We start from the raw sequence: 17,003 nt of genomic DNA, 5'->3' as shown, positions 1-17,003 counted from the left end.
GGGCGCCAAGGCAGGAAAGCGATGGCGGAGACGACCCCTCCTCGCCGGAAGAACCAGAGGCGTGGCCCCTCCCTCCTCGGCTCGCGCATTGCGCGGCTGATCTTTGCTTCGAACCTTGCGGGGCTCGCCATTCTGATCGTCGGCGCCATGGTGCTGAACGAGATGCGGGCGGGCTTCGTGGTTTCGAAGAAGCAGGATCTGATTGCGCAGGCGCAGGTATTCTCCGGCCTGCTTTCCGATGATGCGACCACGCCCGAGCCCGCGCTCAACCCCGAAGCGGCGCGTCTGGCGATTGCCCGGCTGAACCTGCCTGAACGGGTGCGCGCGCGCATCTATACGCCAACCGGCGAAATGGTGGCTGACAGCTATTTCCTGTCCGACATGGTGGATGTGGCCGCGCTGCCCCCTCTGAGGGAGCCGGGCTGGATTGCACGCACGGGGCGCGACCTTTCCGAATGGGCGGGCGAAGTGTTTGGCGTTTTCTCGCCAAGGCGCAGCTCCGAAGCGCTCCGGACACAGACGTTTGAGGAAGAGTTCCGCGTCGCCGCCCTGGGCGAGCAGGCGGCAAGCCAGCGTTTTTCGGACCGGGGCCTGCGGGTGATTTCCGTGTCGATGCCGATTCAGCGGGTGTCCGCTGTGGTCGGTGTGCTGGTCGTTGAGGGTAGCGACATCGACGAGATTATCCGGGCCGAACGGGTGGCGTTGGTGCCGTTCGTCGGCGTGGCGGTGCTGATGGCATTTGTGACGTCAATCCTGCTGACGATCGGTATTGCGCGGCCCATGCGGCGGCTGGCGATTGCGGCAGACCGTATCCGTGCAGGCTCATCGGCGCGAATGGATATCCCGCAGCTGACGCGCCGGACCGATGAGATCGGCGATCTGGCGACCTCCCTTCAGGGCATGACCGAAGCGCTGATCGAGCGGATCGAGGCGAACGAGCAGTTTGCCGCTGATGTGGCCCATGAGCTGAAGAACCCGCTGACCTCCATCCGCTCGGCTGTGGAGACGCTGGAGCGGGTGCAGGACCCGGACGCGGCGGCGCGCCTGCGGGCGGTGATTGCGTCGGATGTAAAACGGCTGGACCGTCTGATTACGGATATTTCCAACGCCTCGCGCCTGGAAGCCGAGATGACGCGCCTGCCGAGCGAGACCATCGACATTGCCCGGTTCGTGCGCGATGTGGTTCACACCTATGAGGGGCTGTCGGATAACGCGCAGGCCGTGCATGTGGCGTTTACGGATGCGACGCTGGGCGCGCGGCTGTTGGTGCGGGGCCGCGAAGGGCCGCTGGGTCAGGTGCTCCGCAATCTGGTCGATAATGCGCGCTCCTTCTCGCGGCCGGGATCAAAGGTTGAGGTGCGCCTGGAGCAGACCAATGACGGGCCGCGCACGATTGCCCGCATTCTGGTGGAAGACGCCGGCCCCGGCATTCCGGCAGATAAGGTGGAAACGATTTTCAATCGTTTTTATACGGACAGGCCAAAAGGCACAGCATTCGGCAACAATTCCGGGCTTGGCCTTTCTATCGTGAAACAGATTGTGGCGACCCATCGCGGGCAAGTCTGGGCGGAGAACCGGCCAGAGGGCGGCGCGCGGTTTACGGTAGACTTGCCTGCGATCTAGCTGACGCGCGCGCGCGGGCGATACCCGAAACGTTTCGCCACACGCTCCAGCCGCACACCGACGGGCTTTGCAAAGAAACGCAGCGCCTGCGGGCGCCCGGCAAGCCAGCCGAAGGCCGCGGGAAGCTGGCGCTGGCGCAGAGCCATCACGAACCCCTCGAACGCTTCTGCATCGCGCAGGGCAGCCTGATGGCGGGCAACGGCGCGGCGGTCTGCCTCGGAAAGGCGGGCGGCATGACGCTCCAGGAAGGGCGCATAGACCGGGCGCTGCATCGTGAACACATTCTGGCCACGGGTGCGGGAAAGCGAGGCCGGGCGAATGGCGTAGCGGTAAAGCGCCTGCGGATGGATCGCGAAGCGGGCGCCGTTGGCCAGAAGGTCTGCCACAAACCAGCAATCCTCGGCGACTTTCAGCTCGGGCAGATATTCAATGTTGTGGCGGAGCAAAAATGCCCGCCGGATAACAGGTTTGAGATAGCCAAGGATGGGCGATCTGGACTCCGCGCGGTTGCCGTCGAGCCATTGCGCGAGATTTATGGGCTGAAGCGTTTCGTCCGCACGCCCCAGAAAGGGGGTGCCTTCCGCCGTGATATTTTCGAACGGGACGAGGCGCAGATCGTCTGCGATCAGATCGAGCCCCGCAGCTTCGGCAGCCGCGACAAGCGTTTCCAGACGAGCGGGCTCGAACGCGTCATCGGAATCCAGCACGGCAATCCAGTCGCCCTTAGCATGGCTGTTGCCGAGGTTTCGGGCGCGGGCGACGCCGCCATTCTGGTCTGCCCGGACGAGTTTCACGCGCGGATCACCGCCAGCCGCCGCCATGGCCACAGCGGCGGTGTCATCGGGCGAGCAATCGTCCACGATGATCAGTTCCCAGTCCGGCAGGGTTTGCGCGCGCACGCTGGCGATTGCCAAGGCGATGAAGCCGGCAGCCTTGTAGGCGGGCATCACAACAGAAACCTTTGGCGCGGCCATGCAGGCTCCCCTCAGCAGGCATAGAAGCAGAGCTTATGCCCATGACAGGGATAATAAAGCCTTGATGGCCGCGCGAAGATTTAGCGGTTCCTGATCAACGGTTCTGGCGGTTGTCGATCAGGTCTTTCACGACTTCCGGTTCAGCCAGGGTGGAGGTATCGCCCAGATTGGAGAACTCGTTCTCGGCGATCTTGCGCAGAATGCGGCGCATGATCTTGCCCGAACGGGTTTTCGGCAGGCCCGGCGCGAACTGGATGAGATCCGGCGAGGCAATCGGGCCGATTTCATTGCGCACATGAGCGACGAGGTTTTTGCGCAAGGCATCATCGGCCTCGCAGCCTGCCCGCAGGGTGACATAGGCATAGATCCCCTGCCCCTTGATGTCGTGCGGATAGCCGACGACGGCGGCTTCGGCCACGGCATCATGGCTGACGAGGGCGCTTTCCACTTCCGCCGTGCCCATCCGGTGGCCCGAGACGTTGATCACGTCATCTACGCGGCCTGTGATCCAGTAGAAGCCATCGGCGTCGCGGCGGCAGCCATCGCCGGTGAAGTATTTGCCGGGATAGGCCGTGAAATAGGTTTCCACGAAGCGCTGATGATCTCCGTATACGGTGCGCATCTGGCCGGGCCAGCTATCGGTGATCAGAAGATTTCCATCGGCAGCGCCTTCAAGCTCCCTGCCATCGGCATCGACGAGGATCGGCTTGATCCCGAAGAAGGGGTGAGAGCCTGCGCCGGGTTTCATATCCGTGGTGTTTGGCAGAGGCACGATCAGTGTGCCGCCGGTCTCGGTCTGCCACCAGGTATCCACGATGGGGCAGCGGGCTTCGCCGACGACATGGAAATACCATTCCCAGGCTTCCGGGTTGATCGGCTCGCCCACCGTGCCGAGGAGGCGGATGGATTTGCGGGAGGTCTTGTTCACCGGCCCTTCGCCTTCACGCATCAGGGCGCGGATGGCGGTGGGCGCGGTGTAGAAGATCGTGACCTGATGCTTGTCGCACACCTGCCAGAAGCGGCTGGCGTCCGGATAGGTCGGCACGCCTTCGAACATCACGCTGGTGGCGCCATTCGCGAGCGGGCCATAGATGATGTAGGTGTGGCCGGTGACCCAGCCGACATCGGCTGAGCACCAGAAGATGTCGTTTTCCTTGAGATCAAAGACGTATTCATGCGTCATCGAGGCCCAGAGGAGATAGCCGCCGGTCGTGTGCAGCACGCCTTTGGGCTTGCCCGTGGAACCCGACGTATACAGAATGAACAGCGGGTCTTCCGCGTTCATCGGCTCGGGCGGGCAATCTGCCGAAACGGTCGCGCCGATTTCGTGCAGCCAGTGGTCGCGGCCTTCGGTCATGGAGACGTTGCCGCCGGTGCGCTTGACGACAAGCATCTTTTTAACGGTACCGCCGGCAATGCCTGCGGCTTTGTCTGCGTTCACTTTCAGCGGAACGCTCTTGCCCCCGCGCAGGCCTTCATCGGCAGTGATGAGAACTTCGGAGCCGCAATCAACAATGCGCCCCGCGAGCGCTTCAGGCGAGAAGCCGCCGAAGACGACCGAATGGACCGCGCCGATGCGCGCGCAGGCGAGCATGGCGTAGGCGGCCTCAAGGATCATCGGCATGTAGATGGTGACGCGGTCGCCCTTCTTGACGCCGAGTTCCTTCAGGACGTTGGCGAATTTGCTGACAGAGGCGTGAAGCTGGCGGTAGGTGACGGTGTGGCTCTCGCCCGGCTTGTCGCCTTCCCAGATGAAAGCGGCCTTGTCGCCGCGCGTGTCCAGATGGCGGTCGATGCAGTTGGCGGTGACGTTGAGGACGCCGTCAGAATACCAGCGGACATGCAGGTCTCCGGTTTCCCAGGAGACGTCCTTGACGACGGTGTAGGGCGTCATCCAGTCCAGACGCTTGCCCTGCTCACCCCAGAAAGCGGCGGGGTCGGCGATGGAGGCGGCATACATTTCCCGGTATTTCTCCGGGGTCAGGTTTGCCTGGCTCGCAAAGGCTTCAGGAACTGGATACGTTTTTGAATCGTCGCTCATGACCGGCATTCCCTTCGTAATTTCTCCGGGGCTTTCCCCCAGAATGCATGTTTTGTCGAGACGGTGAAACGCCCCATCGCACCGCCCTTGCCCGGCGGACCTGGCAGGCGCGCCTATTCGGCGGGTGCCATATCGGCGTCCCCACCGCCATGGGGCGAGCGGCGGCCGGGAACGCGGATGTCCTCGACAAGATCCTGAATCTCCTGCGGGGGCGCCCTCGTGGCCAGTGACACGCCAACGCCGACAAGGATCGACGCGATCATGACGACAAAGCCGATGCCTTCCGGGGAGACGCCCAGGAACCATTCGTCAGGTCCGGCATCCTTTCCGGCGCCGAGCTTGAAGTGCCAGATATAGAGGAAGGTAGGGATGAGGCCGGTGAGCATCGACGCGATGGCCCCTTCCCGGTTCATCCGTTTCCAGAAGATGCCGAGCAGGATCACCGGGAACAGAGACGCAGCCGCAAGGCCGAAAGCGAACGCCACGACCTGCGCCACGAAAGCAAGCTGAGCGGAATAAATGCCCATGAAGCCAGCGGCGACCACAGCGCCTGCGGCGGCGAGCCGGGCAACGCGCAGCTCGCTCTTGTCAGACATACCCTTGAAGAAGGTGCGCCGGCAAAGATCGTGGCTGATCGCCGACGAGATGACCATCAGGAGGCCCGCCGCTGTGGATAGCGCTGCGGCCAGGCCCCCGGCCACCATGAGCCCGACGACCCAGTCGGGAAGCTGGGCAATCTCTGGACTGGCCAGGACGGCGATGTCGTTGTTGATGGTGACTTCATTGGCGAGGCCGTCCGGGGCGTTTGGCCCGCGGATCTGCATGGCGCCGTCGCCATTCTTGTCCTCGAAGCCGACGAGGTTTGTGGCCTCCCAACGGGCGAACCAGTCTGGGGAGGGTGTGATGCCCTCCGCGGCGAGCGCGGCGGCTTCGGCTTCATAGGCCTCGCCCGGGGCCACATAGGTGGTTTCGTTGACGGTCTCGATGACGTTGAGGCGCGAGAAGGCGCCAACGGCGGGCGCGACGGTGTAGAGCAGCGCGATGAAAACCAGCGCCCAGCCAGCCGAGAGGCGCGCATCGCGGGCGCGCGGGACGGTGAAGAAGCGGATGATGACGTGTGGCAGGCCAGCGGTGCCGAACATCAGCGCCGCGGTGATGCAGAACACGTCGAACGTGGTTTTGTCGGTGGTGGTGTATTCGGCAAAGCCGAGGCTGGTGAGCGTGTCGCTGAGCTTCTGGATCATCGAGACGTCTTCACCCTTGATGTTCGAGAGGAAGCCGAGCTGGGGAATGGGGTTGCCGGTCAGCATCAGGGAGATGAAGATCGCCGGGACGGTGTAGGCGAAGATCAGCACGACATATTGGGCGACCTGCGTGTAGGTGACACCCTTCATGCCGCCGAGCACGGCATAGATGAAAACAATCCCCATACCGATGAAAATGCCGGTGTTGAAATCCACGCCGAGGAAGCGCGAGAAGGCAATGCCGACGCCGGACATCTGACCGGCGATATAGGTGAAGGACACGAAGAGGGCGCAGATGACCGCGACGAGGCGGGCGGTGTCGCTGTAATAGCGGTCGCCGACAAAGTCCGGCACCGTGAACTTGCCGAACTCGCGCAGGAAGGGCGCCAGCAGCAGGGCGAGCAAAACGTAGCCGCCCGTCCAGCCCATCAGATAAACCGAGCCGCCATAGCCGAGCACGGCAATCAGGCCAGCCATCGACAGGAAGGAGGCGGCGCTCATCCAGTCTGCGGCGGTCGCCATGCCGTTGACGACGGGATGGACGCCGTGGCCGGCGACGTAGAAGTCGTTGGTGGAGCCCGCGCGCGCCCAGATGGCGATGCCGATGTAGACGGCGAAGGTCGAGGCGACCCAGAAGATTGTCCAGTCCATCGCGCGTCCTCAGCCTTCGATCCGGTATTTCCGCTCGATGCGGTTCATGGCGAAGCAGTAGTAGAAGATCAGCGCGACGAAGATGTAGATCGCGCCATTCTGGGCAAACCAGAAGCCGAGCGGGGCGCCGCCGATGTTCACGCTGTCCAGCACTTCGCGGAACAGGATGCCCGCGCCAAAGGAGGCGAGGAACCAGATGGCGAGAAGCGCCAGCGTCAGCCGGATCACCTCTTTCCAATAGCCTTTTCCGTCGATTGGGGCGGCGGTATCTGTCTGGGTTTCTGACATGCTGCGTTCCTCCCTGGCCGTTTTGGCTGATGCGGTATTCCGCTGGGGCCAACCTGCGACAGTCCGGGGCGTTCGTACAGGTGGAGTCTGGCCAAAAGACCTAGGGGAAAGGCCAAACCTGCTTGCCAATATGGCGCAATCCGCGTGAAGTTGGCCGCAGAAGCCGCGCTAGAGCGGCCTGTTGCGGGAGGAAGACGGGATGTTCAACAATACCGAATGGCTCAGCCAGGTGCGCGAAGATGTGGTCGATCCGGGCCGCGAGATTGTTGATCCCCACCATCACCTCTGGCCGCGCCCGCATCTCTCCTATGATCTGGAGGAGCTGTGGTCGGACACACAGGATGGGCACAACGTGGTCCAGACGGTGTTCATGGAATGCGGCTCTGCCTATCGCAAGGAGGGGCCGGAGCAGATGCGGCCCGTGGGGGAGACAGAGTTTGTGACCGCTGCGGCGGAGCGCGCGGCCGCCGCGCCGGAGAAGGCGCAGATTGCGGCCATCATCGGCCATGCCGATCTGCGGCGGGACGATCTGGACGCCATTCTGGACGCGCATGAAGCCGCCGCGAAGGGACGCTTCCGGGGCATTCGCCATGCCGGAGCCTATGACGCCAATCCCGAAGCATTGAGCATCGGCGGGCGGGCACCGGCGGGGCTTTATGCGGACCCGGATTTCCGGCGGGGCGTCGCCCGGCTGGGCGAGCGGGGGATGACCTATGACACCTGGAACTATCACCATCAGATAACGGACTTTGCCGCCCTGGCCCGCGCGGTGCCCGGCACAACGATGATCCTTGACCATTTCGGAACGCCGCTGGGCGTTGGCCGGTATGAAGGCAAGCGGGAGGAGATTTTCGCCAAGTGGAAGGACGACATTGCGGAGGTCGCCGCCTGCCCGAATGTGCATGCCAAGCTTGGCGGCATGGCGATGCCGGACAATGGCTATGGCTGGAATACGCGCGAGAAACCGCCGTCCTCGGATGAATTTGTGGAGGCGCAGGGCAAATGGTATGCCCATGCGATCGACTGCTTCGGACCGGAACGGTGCATGTTCGAAAGCAATTTCCCGGTCGACCGGCTGTCGATCAGCTATCGCACGCTGTGGAACGGGCTGAAGAAGATTGCCGCCGATTACCCTGAACCCGCGCAGGCGGCGCTGTTCAGCGGCACGGCGCGGAAGGTGTACAAGCTGTGAGCGCGCTGCCGCCCCTGCCCGCCCAGCCTGCAGGCGTTGCCTGGCCGACGCAGGAATGGCCGGAGGGCACGCTTGCGCCCGCTGTCGCCGGAAAGCTGCAACCGCTGCTGGACATGGCGTTCAGCGACCCGGCGCCGTCGCAGATGGGCGAGACGCATGCCTTCCTCGCCGTGCAGGGCGGGCGGATTGTGGCCGAGCGCTACTGGACGGGCTTTGACGCCACGAGCACGCATCATTCCTGGTCTCAGGCCAAGAGCATGACGCAGGCGTTGGTGGGCATCCTCGCGCGCGATGGCCGACTCGATATTCACGCTCCGGCCAATGTGCCCGAATGGCAGCAGGCGGACGATCCCCGCCGCGCGATCACGCTGGACCAGCTGCTGCGCATGTCCAGCGGGCTTAAATTCGCTGAGGACTATGTGGATGCGGGCGTCTCGGATGTGATCGAGATGCTGTTCGGCTCTGGCAAGGACGATGTGGCCGCCTATGCCGCCAAGTCCCCGCTGATCCATCCGCCGGGCAGCGCGTGGAGCTATTCGAGCGGGACAAGCAATCTTGTCGCCCGCGCTGCCGCGCTCAGCCTTGGCGCCTCAGGCGAGGCATTCCGGGATTTCATGGTTCGGGAGCTGTTCGGCCCCATCGGCATGCGCTCTGCCCAGCCGAAGTTTGACAAGGCCGGCACGTTTATCGGCTCGTCCTTCTGCTATTGCACGGCGCGGGACTTTGCCCGCTTTGGCCTGCTTTACCTGCGCGATGGCGTCTGGGAGGGGCAGCGCCTCCTCCCCGAAGGCTGGGTGGACTATGCCCGCACGCCGACGCCGGTGCCGCCGACAGAACGACTTGGCTATGGCGCCCATTGGTGGCTGGGCATGGCGGGGCCGGGCAGCTTCTCGGCGAACGGCTTTGAGGGCCAGTTTACCGTGCTGGTGCCGGAGCTCGACCTGATCCTGGTGCGCAATGGCAAGTCGCCCAACGAGCTTAAGGACAATGTGATGGACTGGATGGGCGCGGTGGCGGACTGCTTCAGAGGCGCATGAAGCCTCTGTTTTTATTTGGATTTAGCCGCAGGCAGCCTGCCCAGCTTGCCATTCCCCTGCTTCCCGCGTATAGGCCGCCCTTCAGAAACGACAGCGCAAGGCTGTGCGTGTCAGGTTCCGACCTTCCCATGGGGGAAGATACGGTCCAGGGCGAAAAGGAAACAAAATGTCCAAATCTCAAATCGTATTCAATGTCGAAGTGCGCGAGCGCACCGGCACCGGCGGCGCCCGTGAAGCCCGCAATAACGGCTTTGTGCCCGGCGTCCTCTATGGCGGCGGCATCGACCCGGTGGCCATCAGCCTCAAGAAAAACGAAGTGATCAAGGCGATCGAGACAGGACACTTCCTGAGCGCGACGGCGACACTCATCCACAAGGGCGAGCGCCAGCTGGTCATCCCGCAGGGCATCCAGATGCACCCGGTCACCGACCAGCCGATGCACGTCGACCTGCGCCGCATCAAGGTTGACCAGATCATCAAGGTTGAGGTTCCGGTTCACTTCACCGGTATGGAAGCTTCGCCCGGCCTGAAAAAAGGTGGCACGCTCAACGTGGTTCGCCACTCGGTCGAACTCAACGTTCCAGCCGGGAAGATCCCTGAAGCGCTGGAAGCCGACATCTCCAAACTGGAAGTTGGCGACAACGTGAAGATCTCGAACATCACGCTGCCGGAAGGCGCTGAGCCCGTGATCACCGACCGCGACTTCACCATCGCGACCATCGCGGGCCGTGGCGGCAAGGCCGAAGCTGAAGACGCTGCGGAAGACGCAGCGGCAGAAGCTGCTGAAGTGCCTGCCACCAAAGTGGCCGCCCCCAAGAAAGACTGATCCTTTCTGGACAATTCAGGGGCCGCCAGTCACAAGCTGGCGGCCTCTTTGATTCCGGGGCCCCTGTCAGGAGCGAACCGTCATGCTGATCCTTTCCGGCCAGGGCAATCCAGGCGCCAAATATGCCAAGAACCGGCACAATGCCGGCTTTCTGGTGATCGACCGGATTCATGATGCCTATGGCTTCGGTCCCTGGCGCACGAAGTTTGATGCCGAGATTTCAGAAGGCACGGTTGAGACGGCCAATGGCCGCCAGCGCGTGCTGCTGATCAAACCGCAGACCTTCTACAACGAGACGGGCCGGTCTGTTTCCAAGGCTGTCACCTTCTACAAGCTGCAACCCGAAGACGTGACCGTGTTTCATGACGAGATTGATCTGGCGCCGGGGCGGCTGCGCGTGAAGCGCGGAGGCGGGCATTCGGGCAATAACGGCGCGCGTTCGATGATGGCGCATCTGGGCGAGAATTTCCGCCGCATACGGATTGGTGTGGGCCATCCTGGCGACAAGGCGATGGTGATGCCGCATGTGCTTTCGGATTTTCACAAAGTGGATCTGGAATGGTTCGAACCGATGACTGAGGCCGTGTGCAAGGCCCTGCCCTTCCTGCTGGCGGGCGACGATGAGCGGTTCCAGACCGAGGTGATGCGCCTGGCGCCTGCGCCCAAGCATGATCCCAAGCAGACGGCGCGCAAGGGCGAGGCTTAGGCCTTACCGGCCTTACGCCCGCCGTCCCTGAAATATTTCAGCGTGCCGCGGGTGATCACATCATCGCCCGGCGCAAGCTCATTGGCTTCATAGTCGGGCTGGCCTTTCACTTCGGCATAAACATCGCCGAAATCCTTGTAGCAGGTTTCGAGCAACGCCTCGAAGCTGGGTATGACGAAATAGGTCTGCTGGAAATCATCAATAATGTATTTCGTCCGCATAAGGCGTTGCAGGTCAAAGCCGATACGGTTGGGGCTGGCGTCTTCCAGTGCGAACACGGTTTCATGCGGGCTGGAGAGGATGCCCGCGCCATAGATGCGCAGTCCGTCCTCTTCCTGGATCAGGCCGAACTCGACCGTGTACCAATAAAGGCGCGCCAGATTGTGCAGCTGGCCGAGGCGCATCGCGCGCTGGCCGCCCTTGCCATAGGCTTCCATGAAGTCTGCAAACACAGGGTCTGCCAGCATCGGCACATGGCCGAAGATGTCGTGGAAAATGTCCGGCTCCTGAAGATAGTCGAACTCTTCCTCCGGGCGGATGAAGGCGCCTGCCGGAAAGCGGCGGTTGGCGAGGTGATCGAAGAACACCTCATCGGGCACAAGCTCAGCCACAGGCACCACGCGCCAGCCGGTTATCTTTTCCAGCTTGTCTGACAGCCGGCCCATATGCGGGATGCCGGAGGGGGAAAGCTCCAGCTTGTGCATTGCGTCCAGCGCCACCTTCGAAGCGCGCCCGGTGGCGATCTCCTTCTGGCGGCGGAACAGCCTGTCCCAGCGGTCATGCTCGGCGGGGGAATAGGTCTCCCACGCCTGGTCGATGGTGTAATCGTCCGCGCGGGGGGCGCCATGATAGCGATTCTTGGCAAATGCAGTGTCCATGCGGGTAATTATAACCGCGAAATAAAATTAGTTCCAGATGTAACTAATTCAGGCCGCTTCCGGACGGGAATCGATGATTTCCGAGAGCGTGACGCCCAATTGCCCGTCAGTGACCACCAGCTTGCCCCGCGCAACGAGGCGCCCGGACACGTAAATATCCACAGGCTCATTGGTCTGGCGCTCAAGGGCAACGATCTCGCCCGGCGAAAGCGCCATCAGCTCCTCCATCGGAATGCGCGCCTCTCCCAGCACAACATCCACGCGGACGGGTACATCCATGAGCATCTTCTCAAGCGCGGGATTCTTCGGCTCGGTCATTGCCCCATCCTTCGCCCGGCTGTGGGGGCGTTGTCCAGCTTTTCACTGAGGTCTCTTGTGAGGCCAAAGAGGTCGCCCTGCCCGTCGAGCAGGCGCTGGGCGAGGCCCGTGACGGTGCTCCGCAACTGCGCGCTGGTGCCGGTGTCATAGGCGGCAGAATCCATGATCTGCATCAGCTTCAACAGATCGGAGAGCACGTCGCGCATCGTTGCCGTCACACGGTCCAGCCTGTCGAGCGTTTCCTGCGCCTCCTGGCGGGAGGTTTCAGCCAGCGCGTCTGACCGCACGCGCGCAATCAGCGCGACCACCTCTTCGGCGGACAGGCGCACCTCGCCTGCCTCAGCGGGCGGCGCCGGGGTAAAGTCCGGGCGGAAATCAAAGGGCGAAAGGGTGCGCGCGGCCTGGGTCATCACTCGATCAACTCGTCCTCGGCAATACCTCTGGCGGCGGCGCCCCGAATGTCGCCGCGCTGGATCAGCTGGCGGGTCAGCGTGACGAGTTCGAGGCGGGCGGCCTCCACTTCGCTGCGGCGCAGGGGGCCGAGGGCGGCGATTTCCTCGCGCAGCAGATCGCCGGCGCGCTGGGTCATGTTGGCGAAGAAGGCGGCGGCGGTGGTCTCGCGCGCGCCTTTCAGGGCGAGGATCAGCACGCTGCGGTCTGCTGTGGAGAGCAGCGTCTGCATGCCGCCGCCATCGAGCGCGGCAAGATCATCAAAAGTGAACATCAGGGCACGAACTTTCTGACCAGCGCCCGGCTCGGCGCTGTCCAGCGCGGCAAGGAACACGGACTCAGCGCGCGTATCGAGCTGGTCAAAGATGCGGGCAACGCGCTCATGACCGCCGCGGCTGCCTTCAGAGGCCAGCGCCGGCAGGCGGCGCGTGAGGTAATCCTCAAGGCATTTCACGGCCACGGTGCTGGGCGCGCCGAGATGCAGGAGGCGCTGCATCGTCTCCACCGCCAATGACGGTGGCAAGGCGCGCAGCACACGGGCCGAGGTTTCGCTGGAGAGGCGGGAGAGGATGAGCGCAACGTTCGCCGCCCGTTCGGGCCGCACAAGCGCCACGAGCGTATCCACTGGCAAGGCAGAGAGCGCCGACCAGATATCCTTGTGCCGGTGCAGGCTGCTGGCGGGAAATTGTTCGGCCTGACCAAACCGGCCGGCCGCCTCGGCAAAGAGGCGGGCCGCGTCGGCTTCAGCGGCCGGATCATCCGCCACGCTGTCCATCGCCGCGGTCAGCTCGCGGGCCTCAGCCGGGGAAAGCTCGGCCCAGATGCCGGCCGCTTCCGGGCCGAGCGCCCGCATCAGGCGCGCCGCGCGCAGAATGCCATCGTCGGGGCGCCTTGTAAGGGTAGCGGGCAGCGTCACGACGCGTCCTCCCCGCCTGTCATCCAGCCCCGCAGCACGGCTGCTGAGCGCACGGGGTCACGTTTGGCCACGTCGCCGGCTTCGGCCACAGGCGCGGGCATAACGGGCCGTGAGGGGCGCAGAATGTCGCTGCGCGGCCCGGAATGGGCTCTTTCCGGCTCGCGCACCGGCGCCGGGATGGCTGGCACCGGGCTCCGGCGCAGGGTGGCGAGCGCCATGCCCGCAGAAATGAAGGAGATCAGCCCCAGCGCGCCCAGTTCCAGCCAGGCGGCGGTGTCCGGACGGCCGGGAAGGCCGCGTGCAAACGCCGCCTGTTCGATGATGAGCTTGTCGCCGCGTGTAAAATCAAGGCCCGCCGCTTCAGGCAGAATGCGTTGCAGATCGCCCGCGACCGGGGCCGCCGGGGCATCCAGCAACACGAATACGGTGCGGCCGCCCTCGGCATTGAAGGCAACGGAGGTGCGCGCATTGCCGGGGCCGGCGATGGGATCGATGAGGGTGGAAAGCGAGGCTTCGGCGGGGCTGCGGGGCGAATCGGCCCCTCCGGTCAGCAGGCTGGAAGCCCGCCAGACACCGAGGGAAAGCGCCAGAAAGACAACTGCCAGCGCCGCAAGCCGGATCGCGCGGCCTGTGTCTGTTGCAATTGCAGCATGAGTAAACGCCATCAACCTCTCCGAATGGCCACAGACCATCAGGCTGCGACACATCCAGAGAGGCTAGATTCCCCGCCTTAAGGCGGGTTTAACGTGGCTAATACCCGCTTAACGCCGGTATTGCTGAAGGCGGGTGGTCCGGAGACCTTTGGCCCCATGGCGGGCATACAGGCGTTCCCACGCCTCATATTCCTCGTCCGTGAGGTTGTAGCGTTCGCAGGCAGCTTCCCGTGTGAGCAGTCCACCGGTAACGGCAGCAACAACCTCAGCCTTGCGGCGGGTGACCCAACGGGAAATGTTCGGCGAAGGCAGATCAGCCAGAGTCATCTTCTGGCCGTCCGGCCCCTTAACGCTGATGGGGCGAGCGTTCTGCGTTTCCATGTGCATAACCTGTTCCTGGCGATGGCACGACACCCGGCTTCTCCGGGGTCTGTAAAATCGACCATACACAGGTGAGTTTAAGCCCAGCCCTAACCTCGAAAGACAGTTTGGCAGGCTGCGTTAGGATACCGTTTGCAAAGCTGTTCCAGCGCGGGACGAAGGGGGGATTCCTGCCTTTTTGCTGCCCCGATCATGACAGTGCAGACAGAAAAACCGCCCCTTGAGGGGGCGGTCTTAATAACAGGCACCGGGAAATGAACCCCTGGCCTACCAGGCTGATATTCAGGCCAGTGTTTTGAGCAGTTCCATCGAGTTGTTGTCGCGCACCTGCGCGGTGTGACGGCGCAGCATCGTAAGGAACATCTCGTCGCCCCGCTCGGTCTGCTTCACGAGCATCGCCGCCGCAAAGGCAACCGAAATGCCGTAGAACGAGAACCAGCGATAATGCTGGTAGAGATCTTCAAAGCTGTAGCTGGTGATGCCCTCGGCTTTCAGGCAGTCGTGATAATAGCGCAGCAGGGCCTGCTCATGCCTGGGCCGGTCCTCGCGGGTGAGGCCCGCGCCGATGAAATAGGCCACATCATTGGCCGGAGCGCCCCTGCCCACGGTCTGCCAGTCAACCACCGCCAGCGGTTTGGCCGCGCCGGGCGGGCCAAACAGCATGTTGTCCAGCCGGAAGTCGGAATGGGTCAGCGCATGCGGGCCGGTATAGCTGTCGCCCCATTTGGGCAGGCTGGCGGCATAAGCGTCGCCCACTTCGATCTGGTCTGCATTGAGCTGCGCGGCGTAGCGTTCCTTGAAGGCGCCCCAAAGCCCGGCGACCTGTTCCGGCCCGAGGCCTGGCGGCGGCGCCTTGGAGGAGCCCTGCAGCCAGTCATAATCGTCGAGCGTGGGATCTTCCCAATGGGAAGCGTGCAACACGGCGGCGGCGGAGAGCGCCAGTTTCGCCTCCACAAGGCCGCAACCCTTCAGCTGGTCTCCCTGCTCGGAGGGGGACATGTCTTCCATGATCAGGGCGAAGCGATTGGTGGCCTCGTCATAATCCGTATACAGCGCGTTTGGCGTGATGCGCCCGGCGACCTTCGGGAAGGTACGGTAGAAATACACTTCGCGCTTGTAGTGGTTCAGCATCTTGGCAGCCATCAGGCTGGTTTCGTTGCCCGACGGGAACTTGCCGACCAGCGTTTTGGGCGCACCCGGACCAGCTTTGGCATACTCGAAAACGAACCGCACATTCTCGCCGATCTGGCCCGTGCCGATCGACTTTGAGGTCAGAGACTTAACCTCGGCATCAATGCCGATCTCTGCAAACAATGTGTTGAACCAGTCAGGCCCAAGTTCCAGTGGATTCGTATCCAGTCCCGGACGGCTCATGCTTCCCCCTTATCAGGTTTATCTGTTGTATCGGTTGTGCTTGGTTTTCTGTTCGTGAACCGGCGCAGCTGGCCGAGGCGGTCCTCGGCGCGGCGCAGACCCTTGTCGAGCGCGGCCATGGTGAGCGCGAAATCCGCGCTCTTTTCCCTGCGCCAGGCGCGTTCTGTTTCGGCAATGACGAAGGCAATTGCTATGCGCTTCAGGCTCGCAGGCGCGCCGCTGTCGTCATCTACGCCGGCAGAGGCAAGCGCCCAGGCGGCCGTGGCATGGCGATGGGCCGGCAGGCGCACCACATGGGTCAGCGATGTCTCGCGGAATTTCATCAGCTCACGGAGCCCGGCGCGGTAAGGCTCCATCGCCTCGAACCGCTTCATGATGACATCAAACATCCGCTCGCGCGCCGAGCTGTCTTCGGGCACGCCCTCTGCCGACATCGCGCGGTCAAAGTAACCGTCCAGCGCCTCGACAATATCTTCGCGCCCGCTGAGGCCGTGAAAATCCTGCAAGGGTCGTCCCGCCCTGGCAGCAATCGCGGCGAGCGTGATCTCCGGCCAGGGTTTCTCAGCCGCAAGCTCCAGCGCTGCGAGCAGCCCGGCTTCTATGACTGTATTGGTGACGGCCACCAGAACTACCTCCTGTGAGGTCAGTCCGCCTCTTGGGACAGCTGCCGGTCGCGGTTGGCAGCGGCGCTGAGAGCGTTCCTGAACAAGGCGGGCATCCCACCCGTGTCCATAAGGATGTCAAGTGCCGCCTGGGTGGTTCCGCCGGGTGAAGTCACGGCTTTGCGAAGCGCTTCGGGGCTGTCGCCACTCTCGCCCATCAGGGCGGCGGCGCCTTCGACAGTGCGCCGGGCGAGACTAAGCGCAAGATCGCGCGGCAGGCCCTGCGCCACGCCGGCTTCCGCCATCACCTCGGCCAACAGGAAAATATAAGCCGGGCCAGAGCCCGACAGCGCCGTGACCGCCGACATCATGGCCTCGTCCACCGGCCCATGCACCTCGCCCAGCGGCGCGAGCAGCTCGCGCGCGGCAGACAGATCGGTGCGCTTGGCCCCTTCGGGCGCGGTGAAAACGGTAACGCCCTGCCCGATAGCGCCGGGCGTGTTCGGCATGGAGCGGATCACCCGCTCCGTGCCGAGCCGCCGCGAAAGCTGCGCCAGGCGCACACCCGCCATGATCGAGATGGCAACCGATTTAGGGCCGACGAAGGCTTTGGCCTGCTCGGAGACCGCCGCAAACTGCTGAGGCTTTACCGCCAGCACAATGATGCTGCTTTCAGACGGCGCCGGATTGAGCTGGATACGCCCCTCCTCCGCCAACGCCCGTATCTCGGGACGCGGCGAAGGTTCAATCACCGAAATTTCGCGCTCGGGACCCTTCAGCCAGCCATGCAGCAGCGCGGAGCCCATTCGGCCCGCGCCGACAAGGGTCAGGGACGCTGCTGGCTTCATC

18 protein-coding genes are annotated in these 17,003 nt (G+C 63.5%); 5 read left to right on the top strand and 13 right to left on the bottom strand.

The features are described from left to right. The first annotated feature begins 21 nt into the window (after window positions 1-21). The gene (locus HNE_RS06970) at window positions 22-1,623 is read left to right on the top strand and encodes a stimulus-sensing domain-containing protein (RefSeq protein WP_148205833.1); all 1,602 of its coding nucleotides are present in this window, start codon (window positions 22-24) and stop codon (window positions 1,621-1,623) included. Here HNE_RS06970 and HNE_RS06965 read toward each other — a convergent pair. The 4 genes from HNE_RS06965 to HNE_RS06950 all read right to left on the bottom strand — a co-directional run bounded on the left by HNE_RS06965 (window position 1,620) and on the right by HNE_RS06950 (window position 6,821). Beyond that, window positions 1,620-2,597 (bottom strand): glycosyltransferase family 2 protein, encoded by a 978-nt coding sequence (locus HNE_RS06965; protein ID WP_011646420.1) that lies wholly within the window; start codon window positions 2,595-2,597, stop codon window positions 1,620-1,622. The genes HNE_RS06970 and HNE_RS06965 overlap by 4 nt on opposite strands. Before the next feature lie 94 nt (window positions 2,598-2,691). Next, window positions 2,692-4,638, bottom strand: coding sequence for an acetate--CoA ligase (gene acs, locus HNE_RS06960; RefSeq protein WP_011646419.1), 1,947 nt, complete (start codon window positions 4,636-4,638; stop codon window positions 2,692-2,694). Between the two features lie 113 nt (window positions 4,639-4,751). Then, complete coding sequence (locus HNE_RS06955; RefSeq protein WP_011646418.1) at window positions 4,752-6,533, bottom strand: sodium:solute symporter family protein; 1,782 nt, start codon at window positions 6,531-6,533, stop codon at window positions 4,752-4,754. A gap of 9 nt (window positions 6,534-6,542) precedes the next feature. Then, window positions 6,543-6,821 (bottom strand): DUF4212 domain-containing protein, encoded by a 279-nt coding sequence (locus tag HNE_RS06950; protein ID WP_011646417.1) that lies wholly within the window; start codon window positions 6,819-6,821, stop codon window positions 6,543-6,545. Between the two features lie 199 nt (window positions 6,822-7,020). Here HNE_RS06950 and HNE_RS06945 point away from each other — a divergent pair, with 199 nt between their 5' ends. The 4 genes from HNE_RS06945 to pth all read left to right on the top strand — a co-directional run bounded on the left by HNE_RS06945 (window position 7,021) and on the right by pth (window position 10,582). Next, entirely contained in the window at window positions 7,021-8,013 is a 993-nt protein-coding gene (locus HNE_RS06945; RefSeq protein ID WP_011646416.1) for an amidohydrolase family protein, read from the top strand. After that, on the top strand, window positions 8,010-9,050 hold the full coding sequence (locus tag HNE_RS06940; protein ID WP_083759031.1) for a serine hydrolase domain-containing protein: 1,041 nt from the start codon (window positions 8,010-8,012) through the stop codon (window positions 9,048-9,050). Before HNE_RS06945 ends, HNE_RS06940 begins: the two co-directional genes overlap by 4 nt. A 166-nt stretch (window positions 9,051-9,216) precedes the next feature. Next, window positions 9,217-9,876, top strand: a complete 660-nt coding sequence (locus HNE_RS06935; protein ID WP_011646414.1) for a 50S ribosomal protein L25/general stress protein Ctc — start codon at window positions 9,217-9,219, stop codon at window positions 9,874-9,876. An 82-nt stretch (window positions 9,877-9,958) separates the two neighbouring features. Then, on the top strand, window positions 9,959-10,582 hold the full coding sequence (pth, locus tag HNE_RS06930) for an aminoacyl-tRNA hydrolase (RefSeq protein WP_011646413.1): 624 nt from the start codon (window positions 9,959-9,961) through the stop codon (window positions 10,580-10,582). On the opposite strand, the gene phhA is transcribed toward pth, so the two are convergent. The 9 genes from phhA to proC all read right to left on the bottom strand — a co-directional run bounded on the left by phhA (window position 10,579) and on the right by proC (window position 17,002). After that, window positions 10,579-11,460, bottom strand: a complete 882-nt coding sequence (phhA, locus tag HNE_RS06925) for a phenylalanine 4-monooxygenase (protein WP_011646412.1) — start codon at window positions 11,458-11,460, stop codon at window positions 10,579-10,581. The genes pth and phhA overlap by 4 nt on opposite strands. Window positions 11,461-11,508: 48 nt before the next feature. Continuing rightward, entirely contained in the window at window positions 11,509-11,778 is a 270-nt protein-coding gene (gene fliN / locus HNE_RS06920; RefSeq protein ID WP_011646411.1) for a flagellar motor switch protein FliN, read from the bottom strand. Continuing rightward, entirely contained in the window at window positions 11,775-12,188 is a 414-nt protein-coding gene (locus HNE_RS06915; protein ID WP_011646410.1) for a hypothetical protein, read from the bottom strand. The genes fliN and HNE_RS06915 overlap by 4 nt, the downstream gene beginning before the upstream one ends. Next, on the bottom strand, window positions 12,188-13,144 hold the full coding sequence (locus tag HNE_RS06910) for a FliG C-terminal domain-containing protein (protein WP_011646409.1): 957 nt from the start codon (window positions 13,142-13,144) through the stop codon (window positions 12,188-12,190). The genes HNE_RS06915 and HNE_RS06910 overlap by 1 nt, the downstream gene beginning before the upstream one ends. Further along, window positions 13,141-13,809: a hypothetical protein gene (locus HNE_RS06905; RefSeq protein ID WP_011646408.1), complete on the bottom strand. Its 669-nt coding sequence runs from the start codon at window positions 13,807-13,809 to the stop codon at window positions 13,141-13,143. Before HNE_RS06905 ends, HNE_RS06910 begins: the two co-directional genes overlap by 4 nt. Before the next feature lie 96 nt (window positions 13,810-13,905). Further along, window positions 13,906-14,178, bottom strand: coding sequence for a DUF1153 domain-containing protein (locus HNE_RS06900; protein WP_035591763.1), 273 nt, complete (start codon window positions 14,176-14,178; stop codon window positions 13,906-13,908). Between the two features lie 282 nt (window positions 14,179-14,460). Continuing rightward, window positions 14,461-15,552, bottom strand: a complete 1,092-nt coding sequence (locus tag HNE_RS06895) for an oxidoreductase family protein (protein WP_011646406.1) — start codon at window positions 15,550-15,552, stop codon at window positions 14,461-14,463. Next, window positions 15,549-16,175, bottom strand: a complete 627-nt coding sequence (locus HNE_RS17890) for a hypothetical protein (RefSeq protein WP_011646405.1) — start codon at window positions 16,173-16,175, stop codon at window positions 15,549-15,551. The genes HNE_RS06895 and HNE_RS17890 overlap by 4 nt, the downstream gene beginning before the upstream one ends. Window positions 16,176-16,195: 20 nt before the next feature. Next, entirely contained in the window at window positions 16,196-17,002 is an 807-nt protein-coding gene (gene proC / locus HNE_RS06885; protein WP_011646404.1) for a pyrroline-5-carboxylate reductase, read from the bottom strand. Window position 17,003: the final 1 nt, after the last annotated feature.

Origin of the sequence: Hyphomonas neptunium ATCC 15444 (assembly GCF_000013025.1) — a bacterium.
Taxonomy (GTDB): domain Bacteria; phylum Pseudomonadota; class Alphaproteobacteria; order Caulobacterales; family Hyphomonadaceae; genus Hyphomonas; species Hyphomonas neptunia.
The sequence above is the reverse complement of the archived record's forward strand: the minus strand, read 5'-3'. Positions and strand labels throughout refer to the sequence as shown.

What these genes read in the sequence shown, in the direction of transcription:
- HNE_RS06970 (WP_148205833.1), top strand. Translation starts at nt 22, where the DNA reads ATGGCGGAGACGACCCCTCCTCGCCGGAAGAACCAGAGGCGTGGCCCC.
- HNE_RS06965 (WP_011646420.1), bottom strand. Translation starts at nt 2,597, where the DNA reads ATGGCCGCGCCAAAGGTTTCTGTTGTGATGCCCGCCTACAAGGCTGCC.
- acs (WP_011646419.1), bottom strand. Translation starts at nt 4,638, where the DNA reads ATGAGCGACGATTCAAAAACGTATCCAGTTCCTGAAGCCTTTGCGAGC.
- HNE_RS06955 (WP_011646418.1), bottom strand. Translation starts at nt 6,533, where the DNA reads ATGGACTGGACAATCTTCTGGGTCGCCTCGACCTTCGCCGTCTACATC.
- HNE_RS06950 (WP_011646417.1), bottom strand. Translation starts at nt 6,821, where the DNA reads ATGTCAGAAACCCAGACAGATACCGCCGCCCCAATCGACGGAAAAGGC.
- HNE_RS06945 (WP_011646416.1), top strand. Translation starts at nt 7,021, where the DNA reads ATGTTCAACAATACCGAATGGCTCAGCCAGGTGCGCGAAGATGTGGTC.
- HNE_RS06935 (WP_011646414.1), top strand. Translation starts at nt 9,217, where the DNA reads ATGTCCAAATCTCAAATCGTATTCAATGTCGAAGTGCGCGAGCGCACC.
- pth (WP_011646413.1), top strand. Translation starts at nt 9,959, where the DNA reads ATGCTGATCCTTTCCGGCCAGGGCAATCCAGGCGCCAAATATGCCAAG.
- phhA (WP_011646412.1), bottom strand. Translation starts at nt 11,460, where the DNA reads ATGGACACTGCATTTGCCAAGAATCGCTATCATGGCGCCCCCCGCGCG.
- fliN (WP_011646411.1), bottom strand. Translation starts at nt 11,778, where the DNA reads ATGACCGAGCCGAAGAATCCCGCGCTTGAGAAGATGCTCATGGATGTA.
- HNE_RS06915 (WP_011646410.1), bottom strand. Translation starts at nt 12,188, where the DNA reads ATGACCCAGGCCGCGCGCACCCTTTCGCCCTTTGATTTCCGCCCGGAC.
- HNE_RS06905 (WP_011646408.1), bottom strand. Translation starts at nt 13,809, where the DNA reads ATGGCGTTTACTCATGCTGCAATTGCAACAGACACAGGCCGCGCGATC.
- HNE_RS06900 (WP_035591763.1), bottom strand. Translation starts at nt 14,178, where the DNA reads ATGGAAACGCAGAACGCTCGCCCCATCAGCGTTAAGGGGCCGGACGGC.
- HNE_RS06895 (WP_011646406.1), bottom strand. Translation starts at nt 15,552, where the DNA reads ATGAGCCGTCCGGGACTGGATACGAATCCACTGGAACTTGGGCCTGAC.
- proC (WP_011646404.1), bottom strand. Translation starts at nt 17,002, where the DNA reads ATGAAGCCAGCAGCGTCCCTGACCCTTGTCGGCGCGGGCCGAATGGGC.